The organism is Sporosarcina trichiuri (genome assembly GCF_030406775.1).
Classification (GTDB): domain Bacteria; phylum Bacillota; class Bacilli; order Bacillales_A; family Planococcaceae; genus Sporosarcina; species Sporosarcina trichiuri.
On record NZ_CP129119.1, the window covers coordinates 1459278 to 1472277 of the forward strand.

General features: G+C 52.3%; 15 protein-coding genes. 7 read left to right on the forward strand and 8 right to left on the reverse strand.

The window, feature by feature from the left end; genetic code table 11:
• The 4 genes from QWT68_RS07730 to QWT68_RS07745 form a co-directional block, all read right to left on the reverse strand.
• Window positions 1-1374 carry a dihydrolipoamide acetyltransferase family protein gene (locus QWT68_RS07730; RefSeq protein ID WP_040286982.1) on the reverse strand — a complete coding sequence of 458 codons (1374 nt, stop codon included), beginning with the start codon at window positions 1372-1374 and terminating at the stop codon, window positions 1-3.
• 37 nt (window positions 1375-1411) lie between these two features.
• Entirely contained in the window at window positions 1412-2389 is a 978-nt protein-coding gene (locus QWT68_RS07735; protein WP_040286983.1) for an alpha-ketoacid dehydrogenase subunit beta, read from the reverse strand.
• Between the two features lie 3 nt (window positions 2390-2392).
• Window positions 2393-3508: a pyruvate dehydrogenase (acetyl-transferring) E1 component subunit alpha gene (gene pdhA / locus QWT68_RS07740; RefSeq protein WP_040286984.1), complete on the reverse strand. Its 1116-nt coding sequence runs from the start codon at window positions 3506-3508 to the stop codon at window positions 2393-2395.
• Window positions 3509-3725: 217 nt separating this feature from the next.
• Window positions 3726-4358, reverse strand: a complete 633-nt coding sequence (locus QWT68_RS07745) for a YkyA family protein (RefSeq protein ID WP_290150390.1) — start codon at window positions 4356-4358, stop codon at window positions 3726-3728.
• Between the two features lie 118 nt (window positions 4359-4476).
• Between QWT68_RS07745 and def the strand changes: the two genes are divergently transcribed.
• The 3 genes from def to rnjA all read left to right on the forward strand — a co-directional run bounded on the left by def (window position 4477) and on the right by rnjA (window position 7155).
• A complete protein-coding gene (def, locus tag QWT68_RS07750) occupies window positions 4477-5031 on the forward strand; it encodes a peptide deformylase (protein WP_290150392.1) in 555 nt (184 codons plus the stop codon).
• Window positions 5032-5274: 243 nt separating this feature from the next.
• Window positions 5275-5484 carry a DNA-dependent RNA polymerase subunit epsilon gene (locus tag QWT68_RS07755; RefSeq protein ID WP_290150394.1) on the forward strand — a complete coding sequence of 70 codons (210 nt, stop codon included), beginning with the start codon at window positions 5275-5277 and terminating at the stop codon, window positions 5482-5484.
• Window positions 5485-5487: 3 nt separating this feature from the next.
• Window positions 5488-7155, forward strand: coding sequence for a ribonuclease J1 (gene rnjA, locus QWT68_RS07760; protein ID WP_290150395.1), 1668 nt, complete (start codon window positions 5488-5490; stop codon window positions 7153-7155).
• 50 nt (window positions 7156-7205) lie between these two features.
• Here the strand turns inward: rnjA and QWT68_RS07765 are convergent, their stop codons facing one another.
• The 4 genes from QWT68_RS07765 to QWT68_RS07780 form a co-directional block, all read right to left on the reverse strand.
• Window positions 7206-7865 carry a potassium channel family protein gene (locus QWT68_RS07765; RefSeq protein ID WP_040286989.1) on the reverse strand — a complete coding sequence of 220 codons (660 nt, stop codon included), beginning with the start codon at window positions 7863-7865 and terminating at the stop codon, window positions 7206-7208.
• A 115-nt stretch (window positions 7866-7980) separates the two neighbouring features.
• Window positions 7981-8430 carry a TlpA family protein disulfide reductase gene (locus QWT68_RS07770; RefSeq protein ID WP_040286990.1) on the reverse strand — a complete coding sequence of 150 codons (450 nt, stop codon included), beginning with the start codon at window positions 8428-8430 and terminating at the stop codon, window positions 7981-7983.
• Window positions 8431-8524: 94 nt separating this feature from the next.
• Entirely contained in the window at window positions 8525-9067 is a 543-nt protein-coding gene (locus QWT68_RS07775; protein ID WP_040286991.1) for a peroxiredoxin, read from the reverse strand.
• Between the two features lie 157 nt (window positions 9068-9224).
• On the reverse strand, window positions 9225-9539 hold the full coding sequence (locus QWT68_RS07780; protein WP_040286992.1) for a hypothetical protein: 315 nt from the start codon (window positions 9537-9539) through the stop codon (window positions 9225-9227).
• Between the two features lie 180 nt (window positions 9540-9719).
• On the opposite strand from QWT68_RS07780, the gene QWT68_RS07785 reads away from it, so the two are divergent.
• The 4 genes from QWT68_RS07785 to QWT68_RS07800 are packed head-to-tail and all read left to right on the forward strand — an operon-like array spanning window position 9720 to window position 12983.
• The gene (locus QWT68_RS07785; RefSeq protein WP_040286993.1) at window positions 9720-10262 is read left to right on the forward strand and encodes a helix-turn-helix domain-containing protein; all 543 of its coding nucleotides are present in this window, start codon (window positions 9720-9722) and stop codon (window positions 10260-10262) included.
• A 16-nt stretch (window positions 10263-10278) separates the two neighbouring features.
• Entirely contained in the window at window positions 10279-11382 is a 1104-nt protein-coding gene (locus QWT68_RS07790) for an ABC transporter ATP-binding protein (RefSeq protein ID WP_040286994.1), read from the forward strand.
• A complete protein-coding gene (locus QWT68_RS07795; RefSeq protein ID WP_040287291.1) occupies window positions 11372-12199 on the forward strand; it encodes an ABC transporter permease in 828 nt (275 codons plus the stop codon). Before QWT68_RS07790 ends, QWT68_RS07795 begins: the two co-directional genes overlap by 11 nt.
• Entirely contained in the window at window positions 12183-12983 is an 801-nt protein-coding gene (locus QWT68_RS07800; RefSeq protein WP_040286995.1) for an ABC transporter permease, read from the forward strand. The genes QWT68_RS07795 and QWT68_RS07800 overlap by 17 nt, the downstream gene beginning before the upstream one ends.
• Window positions 12984-13000: the final 17 nt, after the last annotated feature.

A 13000-nucleotide genomic window follows, 5' to 3' on the forward strand; every position in this document is an offset into this window, starting at 1 on the left:
TTACGCCTCCATTAATAAAAGTTCTGGATTTCCGAGTAAGTGCTTAATATGGTTGAGCGCCTGCTGGCCTGTTGCACCATCGATCACCCGATGATCAAACACTAATGATAATGCTAACATAGGTGCAGCAACGATTTCACCATTTTTGACGACCGGTTTTTCGGAAATACGGCCGATGCCGAGAATCGCGACTTCCGGATGGTTGATGATCGGAGTGAACCACTGACCGCCGGCCGATCCGATATTCGTGATCGAGCATGACGCGCCTTTCATCTCCGCTGGTGACAGCTTGCCGTCACGCGCTTTTCCGCCGAGTTCCGAAATCTCTTTCGAAATCGCGAACATCGATTTGCGGTCAGCATGCTTGATGACCGGCACAAGGAGTCCGCGGTCCGTATCCGCCGCGATACCAATATTGAAGTAATGCTTGTAGATCAGTTCATCCGCAGCATCGTCGAGCGACGTATTGAGTTCCGGGAATTTGCGCAGTGTCGAGACGAGTGCTTTCACGACATACGGCAAGTACGTCAGCTTGATGTCCTGCTCCGCTGCGATTTCCTTGAACTTCTTGCGGTGTGCTACAAGCTCGGTCACGTCGACTTCGTCGAGCAATGTGACATGCGGCGCTGTATGCTTCGAATTTACCATCGCTTTTGCGATCGCCTTCCGGATACCGGACAGTTTCTCACGGGTTTCAGGGAAGTCCCCTTCAGGGATCGCCTGTTCTGCAGGTTTCGTTTCTGCTGTTTGTGCTGCTTCAGCAGAAGCTCCGGATGCTTCCTCTGCCACCGGCTGTTCCGCCTGCGGCTTGCCTCCGCCCTGTTTGAATGCCTCGATGTCTTCTTTCATTACGCGGCCGTTTTTGCCTGACCCCGATACCTGGCGGATGTCGACGCCCTCTTCCCGTGCGAATTTACGGACGGACGGCATCGCGATCACCCGGCGGTTCGGATCTGCATTACCGGAACCCGCTGCAGGCGTCGTATCTTCACCCTTACCTGCCTCTTGCTGAGGAGCCTCTTCCTTATCGATTTTCTGGCCGGCTTCAGCCACGGACTGGACTTGCGCTTCCGTTTCTTCCTTCTTTTCCTCCGGCTGTTCTGCCGGAGCTTCGTCATCTTCTGCGTCTTCGTGATCCGGGGAGTCGATACGGATCAGCTTGTCCCCTACGACAGCGACCGTCCCTTCCTGGACGAGGATTTCCTCTATTGTCCCGGAGACCGGGGATGGGATTTCCACAACTGATTTGTCGTTCTGCACTTCAAGCAATGTATCGTCTTCGTTGATGGTGTCCCCTTTGGAAACGAACCATTTTACGATTTCGCCTTCGTGAATTCCTTCTCCGATATCTGGTAAGCGAAAATGATATGCCACGTGATCCACCCTCTCTTTTTAGTCTGTCGGTAGTTTTTTAGAAGTCCAGGACTTTCTTGGCTGTTTCAGTGATGTCGGCAGCATTCGGCAGCCAAGTGTTCTCACCTTGTGCGAATGGGTAGACCGTATCCGGCGCAGTCACACGGAGGACAGGCGCTTCCAGGCTGAGGACAGCGCGCTCCATGATTTCCGAAACGACGTTTGCGGCGATTCCTGCCTGGCGTTGCGCTTCCTGCACGACGATGGCGCGGTTCGTCTTTTCAACGGAGGCAATGATCGTCTCCACGTCGAGCGGCTGGACTGTGCGCAGGTCGACCACTTCCGCTGAGTGGCCATCCTTTTCAAGCGCTTCTGCAGCTTTCAGGCTCTCTTGCACCATCGCACCGTAAGCGATGATCGTAATATCCGACCCTTCCCGCTTCACGTCTGCCTTGCCAAGGGGAATCGTGTATTCCTCTTCAGGGACCTCCTGACGGAACGAACGGTACAGTTTCATGTGCTCCAGGAACACGACCGGGTTTTCGTCTTTGATAGCTGAGATCAGCAGGCCTTTCGCATCATACGGAGTCGACGGGATGACGACTTTGATGCCCGGCTGGGACGCAACGATCCCTTCGAGACTGTCTGCATGCATTTCAGGTGTCGCTACGCCGCCGCCGAATGGTGAACGGATTGTGATCGGCGCGTTCAGCTTGCCTGCAGTACGGAAACTCTGCCGTGCAGCCTGACCGCTGACCGAGTCGATGACTTCGAACAGGAAGCCGAAGAACTGGATCTCCATGACCGGACGGAAGCCTGTGAGGGACAGACCGATCGCCAGGCCGCCGATTCCGGATTCCGCAAGCGGTGTATCGAATACACGCTCTTCGCCGAATTCTTTCTGGAGACCTTCTGTCGCGCGGAAAACGCCTCCGTTTTTCCCGACGTCCTCACCGAATACGAGCACGTTTTCATCATTCTTCAATTCCGTGCGCATTGCATCGGTAATTGCTTGGATCATCGTCATTTGTGCCATCGGTTATTTCGACTCCTTTTCTGTGTAGATGTCAAACTGTTCTTTCACATTATATGGCATATCGCCTTTGTACATAATCTTCAGGAAGTCCGTCACTTTCTGTTTCGGCGCCTGATCGGCCTGTTTGATCGCGTCTTTGATCTCCTGTTTCGCCCGTTCGATCACTTCGTTCTCTTTTTCTTCGCTCCACAGGTTCTTCGCTTCAAGATACGTGCGGAACCGGACGATCGGATCACGCTTTTCCCATTCGCTGTCGATATCGGATGTACGGTAGCGTGTCGGATCATCTCCCGCCATCGTATGCGGTCCGTACCGGTAGCACATAGTTTCGATCAGTGTCGGTCCGTCTCCGTTGAGTGCACGTTCACGGGCATCTTTCGTCGCTGCGTAGACCGCGAGCGGATCCATGCCGTCCACGAGGATGCTTGGAATACCGGCTGCGATCCCTTTTTGTGCAAGCGTTTTCGCCGCTGTCTGGACAGAGCGGGGTGTCGAGATGGCATACTGGTTATTCTGCACGACGAAGATTGCCGGGGATCGGAATGCACCTGCGAAGTTGATACCTTCATAGAAGTCCCCTTGTGACGTACCGCCGTCCCCTGTGTATGTCATGACAACATTCTTCTTGCCGCGTTTCTGCAGTCCGAGTGCCACTCCGGCAGCCTGGACATATTGAGCTCCGATGATGATCTGCGGCGGGAAGATGTTCAGCCCTTCAGCGAGGTCGCTGCCGAGGTAATGTCCGCGCGACCAGAGGAATGCCATGTGAAGCGGCAGACCGTGGAAGATCAGCTGCGGAACATCCCGGTATCCCGGGAGGATGAAATCATCTTTTTCCAGTGCATAATGGGAAGCCAGCTGAGACGCTTCCTGTCCTGCAGTCGGTGCATAGAAGCCGAGACGGCCCTGGCGGTTCAGCGCAATGGACCGCTGATCCAGGATCCGCGTATATACCATGCGTTCCATGAGCTCCGTCAATTCTTCATCCGACAGTTTCGGATCTGCCTCTTCATTCACGATCTTCCCGTCTTCGTTCAGAATCTGGAACATGTCAAACTTCTCTTCGATCTCATGAAGCGTATTCACTGGATCGAACTGCGCGTTCTTTTTTGCAGCCATTTCCGCAACTCTCCTTCTTGTAATCTGTATTAGATGTTATCCTGATTTTCATTGATACAACGTTCGTTCCTTATTCATTATACTGAAACTGGATAGAACGGTCAATCCATGGAGCGCCGGCCTTCCACAGTATCCCGCCGCTCACTGAGCGGCAGGCTGCAGAACGTATTTCTGTAGTAACACAAGGTATTATCTGTACTATAATACAATGTATTCATCACTCTTCTGTCTTCTGGGTTTCTTCAAGGGCGCTGTTCACTTCCTGGGTCGACTGGTTGAAGACACGAATGGTGTCCGTAAGCTTTCCCCGCTGTTCATTCACTTCGGCGACAGACTCTTCCAGCTGTACCCGTTTTACATTTTCATCAATCAGCAGATCATAGACTTCCCTTTGTTTTTCGAGAAGTTCCCTGTAGGTGACTGCGACTTGGTGATGCAGGTCATACCGTTTTTCCAAAGCTGCCTTTAAATCTGCAGCTGCCTGCGTGCCTTTCTCGGTTTCCGATTGTGGCAGATCCCGCAGCTGTTCCGATGCTTCCTGTGCGGCAAGAATTGCTTTGTCTTCGTCATCGAGCAGGTCTTCACGTTCGTCCAGCAGCGTACGGAGTCTCAATACATTGCTTTCCAGTGCCTCCCTGTCCTCGATATTCAGTTCGACTGTCTTGCTGAACAGCGCCTGCTCCTTCTTTTCAAGGTCTTTCAGCTGATTGTCGATGTCCGCAATATCTTTCTCCTGGTTTTGCACGTCTTCCAGGATACTGTCTAGCCCATGCTGGAATTGGTCCTTATCAGGCGTACAGCCTGCCATGAGCATCAGCCAGATCGGCAGAAACAAGAATACTTTCCGCAATTTCCTGTCACCTCACTTTTTCCCAGGCTCCAGCCTGAATTTCTTTTCGATGCATCCGAATTCCATTATACTGATACTACGTACATTCACGCACCAAATAGTAAAGGAGCAAACCACCATGATCTTAATGGAAGATATTATACGGGAAGGCCATCCTGCACTGCGGCAGCGTGCAGAGGAAGTAACATTCCCCCTATCTGCGGAGGACAAACAGCTCGCGGCTGATCTGCATGAGTATGTCGTCAACAGTCAAGATGATGAAATCTCGGAGAAGTACGGGCTGCGCGCCGGCATCGGATTGGCCGCCCCGCAAGTGAATAGATCGAAACGGATTTTCGCACTCCATATCGAATCGGACGAGGAAAAAGGCATCAGCCTGATCGCCATCAACCCGCGGATTGTCAGCCATTCCGTTGAAAAGACCTATCTATCGACCGGCGAAGGCTGCCTGTCGGTCGACCGTGACGTGGAAGGGTATGTCCCCCGGTATGCCCGGATTACAGTAAAAGCATTCGATACGGAGGGCAAGGAATACAAAAAGCGTCTGAAAGGTCTCCCGGCAATCGCTTTCCAGCATGAGCTGGATCATCTGAACGGTGTCATGTTCTATGATCATATCGATCCGAGAGATCCTTATAAACCTATTCCAGATGCCACCCCATTCGAACGGTGATTCTACTTGACAGAATTTTAAGTCTATGATACACTTCACTCAAGGAGTGATACCGCCATGTATAAACGTCTGAAACGTAAACTGTTGAAGCGTCTCAATGGCATCCTCGGCAAAAAATCCATCGCATAACGACATTCCGCCCGCCTGCCGCGCAGGTGGGCTTTTCTTTATTTTCAGATGGTGACGTGGTACTATTAAACATATCAGTCCAAAATCGAACGAAAGAAAAAAGGAGAGCACAACATGATTTTTAAAGTTTATTATCAAGACAGCAAGACGCAAGTGCCGGTCCGCGAAAACACGAAAACACTTTACGTAGAAGCCGAAACGCAGCGGGAAGTGCGTCAGAAGCTGCAAGACCGCAACTACAACATCGAATTCATCCAGCAGCTTGAAGGGGAGCATCTCGAGTATGAACAGGCTTCCGCGCACTTCGAGCTCGAGCAGGTGTAATTCATGAAATCGATAAAAAACAATGAGACAGCTGTTTTCGCACTGGGCGGACTGGGCGAAATCGGCAAAAATACGTATGCAGTGCAATTCCAGGACGAAATCATCCTGATCGATGCAGGTATCAAATTCCCGGAAGACGACCTGCTCGGAATCGATTATGTCATTCCTGATTATACGTACCTGAAACGGAATGCAGACAAGATCAAAGGGCTGTTCATCACCCATGGTCACGAGGACCATATCGGGGGCATCCCCTACCTGCTCCGCCAGGTGAACATGCCGGTGTACGGCGGCAAACTCGCACTCGGTCTGCTGCGTAACAAACTTGAGGAGCACGGTCTGATGCGTTCGACCAAGCTGATCGAGTTCAGTGAGGATGATGTTTTCAAGTTCAGGAAAACCTCCGTGTCATTCTTCCGCACGACACACAGTATTCCGGATGCCTATGGAGTTGTCGTCAAGACACCTTCCGGCAATATCGTGCATACAGGAGACTTCAAATTCGACTTCACACCAGTCGGTGAACCGGCTAACCTTGCCAAGATGGCAAAAATCGGCAGCGAGGGGGTCCTCTGCCTGCTGTCCGACAGTACGAATGCGGAAGTTCCAAACTTCACGATGTCCGAACGGAAAGTCGGCGACAGCCTGAACGACATCTTCCGCAAAGTGGACGGGCGTATCATTTTCGCGACATTCGCCTCGAATATCCACCGTCTGCAGCAGGTGATCGAAGCGGCACAGATCCATAACCGGAAAGTCGCCGTATTCGGACGCAGCATGGACAATGCGATTACGATCGGCCGTGAACTTGGGTACATCGACGCACCGAAAGACTTGTTTGTCGATGCCCAGAGCATCAACCGGCTTCCGGCGAACGAAGTGATGATCCTCTGTACAGGCAGTCAGGGGGAACCGATGGCAGCACTTTCGCGCATCGCAAACGGGACGCACCGCCAAGTGCAGATCCAGCCTGGCGATACAGTCATCTTCTCCTCGTCTCCGATTCCGGGCAACACGCTGAGCGTCAACAAGACGATCAACGCCCTGTTCCGCGCCGGCGCCGAGGTCATACACGGAGCGCTGAACAACATCCATACATCCGGACACGGATCACAGGAAGAACAGAAGCTCATGCTCCGTCTCATCCAGCCAAAGTTCTTCATGCCGATCCACGGTGAATACCGGATGCTGAAGATGCATGAAGAGCTCGCTGTCGCATGCGATGTCGAGCCGGATAATATCTTCATCATGTCGAACGGGGATGTCCTGGCACTCACGGAAGACAGCGCCCGCCCAGCAGGACGGGTCCCTTCGGGCGATGTCTACATTGACGGCAGCGGAATCGGCGACATCGGCAACGTCGTCCTCCGCGACCGGAAAAACCTGTCGGAAGACGGTCTCGTGATCGTCGTTGCAACGATCGACAAGAGACGGAACCGTGTCGTCTCCGGTCCCGATCTCATTTCCCGCGGCTTCGTCTACATGCGGGAGTCCGGTGCGATGATCAACGAAGCGCAGTATATGCTGACGCGACAGATGCATCGGAAACTCGCCGGCGGTCCTGCCGATATCGGCGTACTGAAGAGTGATATCATCGATTCGCTCAGTTCCTATTTGTACGACAAGACAAAACGTAAACCGATGATCTTGCCGGTCATCCTGGAAGTATAACTGAAAAGGCTGTCCCGGAGAGTCAGATGACTTTCCGGGACAGCCTTTTTTCAATGGAGCACTTTCTTTTCAAAGCGGTGGATGTCCACATCCGAACCGATGACGATCAGAATATCATTCAATTGAATTTCCTCGATCGCCTGCGGAGATACTAAAATATGATCCTCCCGTTTGATGGCGACAATGTTGACGCCATATTTCGCACGGATGTCCAGGTCGATCAGAGACGCTCCTGCCAGACGTGCGTTCGCCCGTATTTCGACAATCGAGTATTCTTCCGACAGTTCGAGATAATCGAGGATGTCATTGGAGACAAGCCGGTTGGCGATGCGCCGTCCCATGTCGCGTTCCGGGTGGATGACATGGTCTGCGCCGATCTTGCGCAGCACTTTTTCGTGATAATCGTTCTGGGCTTTCACCGTGATCATCGGGACACCGATCTCCTTGAGGATCAGCGTCGTTAAAATGCTCGCCTGGATATTCTCTCCGATCGCGACAACGACATGCTCGAAATTCCGGATACCGAGTGACCGCAGCGTGGATTCATCCGTCGTATCGGCAGCGACAGCCTGCGTGGCAATCTGCGCGTATTCCGACACACGTTCCTGCGATATGTCGATCGCCATCACAGACGCATCAAGTTCAATGAGCTCATTGACGATACTGCCCCCGAACCGGCCCAGTCCAATGACGACAAATTCTTTCTTCATAGTCGATCTCTCCGCTTCACATAAGAATGCGTTTAGTTTACCACAGCCGGTCTTGACACTCAAACCACAGGAAAACCCGGCGTTCCTGAACTAGGATCGCCGGGTTTTTGAGGTATTACTTCTTCATTTCGTCGAGGACGCGGTTTACACGCTTTTCAAGCATTTTCATGCCGCTGCCGCCCGCCTGGAAGTGACGGAGCTGGCCGTCTTTGTCGAAGACGTAGTAAGCCGGCACGTATTGGTTCTCCATTGCATCATTCAGCTTCAATTCACTATCGACGAAGATCGGCTGTGTAATATCGTGCTCGGCAGCCACTTCCTTGATATGGTCAAGGTTCGTGTCATCTTCCGAACGCGGCATATGGACGGCCACGACGTTCAGTTCGTCTTTGTATTTGTCACGGAATGCGTTCACTTCCGGCATCGCTTCTTTACACATATGGCAGCTCACTGACCAGAAGTGGATGATGGTCGGCTTTTCGCCTACCAGTTCGGACTTTGTCACTTCCCCATTGAGCCAGGCAGTAGCGCCGTTCAATTCAGGCATTTGTTCACGAAGTTTCATCGAAAAAAATCCTCCTTTAGAATAAATTCCCCGCAGCTTATGCTGAGCGGGGAATTGTCGGCTTGCGTTCCGGCAGGCTGCCGGTCAGTCAAACTTATAGAGTTTCCTGACCAGGGCGCCAGTTTGCAGGGCAGAGACCGCCTGTTTGAAGTGCCTGGAGCACACGGAGAGTCTCGTCCACATCACGGCCGATATTATTGTGGAAGACAGTCTGGTACTGCAGTTCGCCTTCAGGATTGATGATGAACAATCCGCGGAGTGCGATCCCTTCTTCTTCGATCAATACGCCGTAGTCGCGTGCGACTTCGTGATTCGTGTCTGCAGCAAGCGGGTAGTTCAGTTCACCGAGACCGTTATCTTTACGGTCTGTGTTGATCCACGCTTTGTGTGTGTGGATTGTATCCGTAGAGACGCCGATCACTTCTGCATCGAGGTCTTCGAATTCGTCATAGCGGTCGGACATCGCTGTGATTTCGGTAGGACATACGAACGTGAAGTCCATCGGGTAGAAGAACAATACTGTCCATTTGTCGTCTTTCATGTTTTCTTCAAGACTTACTTTGCCGAAGGACTTGTCCTTCATGACCGCTTCCATTTCAAATCGCGGTGCTTGTTTCCCAACCATACGCTCTGCCATTCTAAATCCCTCCATTATCTTAGAAGCAGTGTTCTCACCTGCTCAATTCCTCTATATCGTACCAAACATCCCGTTCTATATCAATTAGAATGATTCACTTGTAATAATCATTATTGAAAAAACGGGGTGTAATTGAGAAGGAAGCCGTCCGTCCTTCTCAGTCTGTGCAAAGCGACGGCCGGACAGGACGGGTGCCGCAATAGTCACAGAGCGGATCACTGCAGGCCTCTTCCCGCCATGCGTCGCAGTCCGCGCAGAAGACCGAATCATATTGCTCATTGTACAGCAGCGGTTCCATGCAGCAGACACAATGATTCGCCATCTCTTCCCACTCGATCACCGTCTCCTTGTGGTACAGGAAAAAACGTTTTTGGCCGTCGGTGACCGGCGCCCGGCCTTCCAGTGCCGACTTCAGCAGACTGTTCCAGTGCCGGTCTTCCGGGTCAAAAAAGAATGTCATTTTATCGCCCAATCGGAGCCCTCCATTTCTTTGTTCCATTTTACTACGGGCATTGGCGTAACACAATGAAATGACGCTGTCCCGTGGATTCAATTGCCTATTGCTTTCCTGCATGGATTTTGTATAATAAGAGACGCTAAAAGTAAACTTCAAGTACACTATTACTAAACTTTCTAGAAAGTGGGGAACGGAATGCAGATCGGCAGCAAAATCAAACGGCTCCGATTACAAAATGGACTGACCCAGGAAGAACTCGGTGAACGCACTGACTTGACAAAAGGGTACATCTCCCAGCTGGAGCGGGATTTGAACTCTCCTTCCATCGAGACACTGTTCTCCCTGCTGGACGTACTCGGCACGAGTCCGAAAGATTTTTTCGATGAATCGAAAAAGACCGAGCCTGTCGTCTTTTCACCCGAAGATCAGACGACTTATGCGAACGAGGAAATGGGTTACAAAATCCGCTGGCTCATCCCCCGTTCCAACGAGAACGAAATGGAACCGGTCTATATCACGTTCTCTTCCAAAGGAGAGCTCAAGCAATTCGCCCCTTCCCTGTCGGAAACGTTTATCTACATACTGTCAGGGAACGTGGAAATAGAGATCGGCCCCCGGGTGTACAGGGCAAAGACCGGGGATGCCGTCTATTATTCCGCAGAAGATCAGCACCGCATATCGAACGCACACGACGGCATGAGTGAGCTGCTGCTCGTCGCCACGGAATCTTACTTATAAAAAAGGGGGACCCCCATTGTCCACACAACCGATCATCCGCTTCGAGAATGTCACCAAGCGTTTCAACGAAGAGACGACCGTCCTGAAAGACGTATCGTTCGAAATGGAGCGGGGAAAATTCTACACACTGCTCGGTCCTTCAGGCTGCGGCAAGACGACCATCCTGCGCCTGATCGCAGGGTTTTCGGACCCTACCGAAGGGACGATCTATTTTGACGGCAAGCCGATCAACGGGCTGCCGGCGAACGAGCGCCAAGTGAATACCGTATTTCAGGATTATGCGCTGTTTCCTCATCTGAATGTCTACGAAAACGTCGCGTTCGGACTGCGCATCAAAAAAGTGAAGAAAGCGGAAATCGACCGCCGTGTCAAAGAAGCGTTGAAGTTCGTCAACCTGGCCGGCTACGAATCACGTGAAATCACGGAAATGTCCGGCGGCCAGCGCCAGCGGGTCGCGATTGCACGAGCGATCATCAATGATCCTGAAATCATCCTGCTGGACGAGCCCCTGTCGGCACTTGACCTGAAGCTCCGTTCCGCGATGCAGTATGAGCTGCGGGAACTGCAGCAGCGACTCGGCAAGACATTCATCTTCGTCACGCATGATCAGGAAGAAGCACTCGCCATGTCCGACGAGATATTCGTCATGAACTTCGGCGAGATCCAGCAGTCCGGAACACCGAACGATATCTATGATGAACCCATCAACCGCTTCGTCGCGGACTTCATCGGCGAGTCCAATATCGTGTCGGGTATCATGATCGAGGACTACTTGGTGGAATTCAACGGTAAACGGTTCGAATGTGCCGATGCCGGACTCCAGCCGAATGAGAAAGTCGATGTCGTCCTGCGTCCGGAAGATCTGGAGATCACACCGGTCGAACGCGGCAAACTCGATGTCACGGTCGACACGTCGCTGTTCCGCGGTGTCCACTATGAACTGTCCACATATGATGAAGACGGCAACGAATGGCTCGTCCATTCGACGAAGAAAGCGGCTGTCGGCACGAAAATCGGACTGGATTTCAATCCGGAAGACATTCACGTCATGAGACTGAATGAGTCTGAAGAGGATTATGATGCCCGTCTGGAAGCCTATGGTGCGGCTGATGAAGAATAACCGTGCGCATTCCCGGCTTCCGCTCGTCCCGTATTCGGTCTGGATCGTCTTGTTCGTCATCGTGCCGATCGGTCTGATCGTCTACTATTCGTTCTTCGATCTGCACGGCAATTTCACACTGGACAACTATAAGAACTTCTTCACATCGGTGTATTTGAAACTGACAGTGAGCTCCTTCTGGTATGCATTCCTGATCACGTTCTTTTCCCTGCTGATCGCATACCCGACTGCCTATTTCCTGACCAAACTGAAGCATAAGCAGCTGTGGCTCCTGCTCATCATCATCCCTTCGTGGATCAACCTGCTGCTTAAAACGTACGCGTTCATCGGACTGATGGGGCTGTATGGACCGATCAACGCAGTGCTTGAAGCGTTCGGGATCGGCAAGCAGCAGATCCTGTTCACCGATTTCAGTTTCGTCTTCGTCTCCGTCTATATATTCATCCCATTCATGATCCTGCCGATCTTCAATGCGCTCGATAAGCTCAATCCGGCCTTGATCGACGCGTCGCGGGATCTGGGGGCGAATGCATGGACGACGTTCCGGCGTGTCATCTGGCCGCTGACGCTGAATGGCGTGAAATCAGGTGTCCAGGTTGTCTTCATCCCGGCGCTGTCGCTCTTCATGATCACCCGGCTGATCGCGGGCAACAAAGTCATCACGCTCGGTACGGCGATCGAGCAGCAATTCCTGGTCACACAGAACTGGGGCATGGGCTCCACCATTGCCGTGTTCCTCATACTTTTCATGGTAATAATTCTCTTGCTGACGACAGCGAACGAAAGGGGGATGGCGGGCAGTGCAAAAAAACGGTAAATTCGCGAAGATCTATCTGGCGCTCGTGTTCGTCATCCTGTACGCCCCGATTGCGTACCTGATCTTCTACTCGTTCAACTCAGGCGGCAAGATGTCCCATTTCGACTCGTTCACTTTGGAACATTACGCAGCGGTATTCGAGGACAAACGGCTGATCGGAATCGTGCTGAACACGGTCATCGTCGCCCTTCTGTCCGCACTGATTTCAACAGCGATCGGCGTGCTCGGCGCCATTTCCATCCATTATATGCGCAGCAAAGCGATGCGGAATGTCATGCTGTCCATGAACTCGATCCTGATGGTGAGCCCCGATGTCATCATCGGCGCCTCGTTCCTGATCCTGTTCACATTGGTCGGCATCAAGCTCGGATTTGCATCCGTCCTGCTGTCCCATATCGCATTCAGCATCCCGATTGTCGTGATCATGGTGCTGCCGAAGCTGCAGGAGATGAGCCCTACACTCATCGACGCAGCGCTCGACCTTGGCGCGACCCGGAAAGAGATCATGTCGCGGGTCATCCTGCCGTTCATCCAGCCGGGCATCTTTGCCGGGTTCTTCCTTGCACTGACCTATTCACTGGATGACTTTGCGGTGACGTTCTTCGTGACCGGCAACGGATTCTCGACATTGTCCGTTGAGATCTACTCGATGGCACGGACAGGTGTCACGCTGACCATCAATGCCCTATCCGGCCTGATCTTCGTCATTACAGCAGGGCTGATCCTCGGCTATTATGCACTGAAAAACCGGCCGAAAACGCCGGCTGCGGGGGTGAAGCGATGAAAGCGCTCATACGCGGC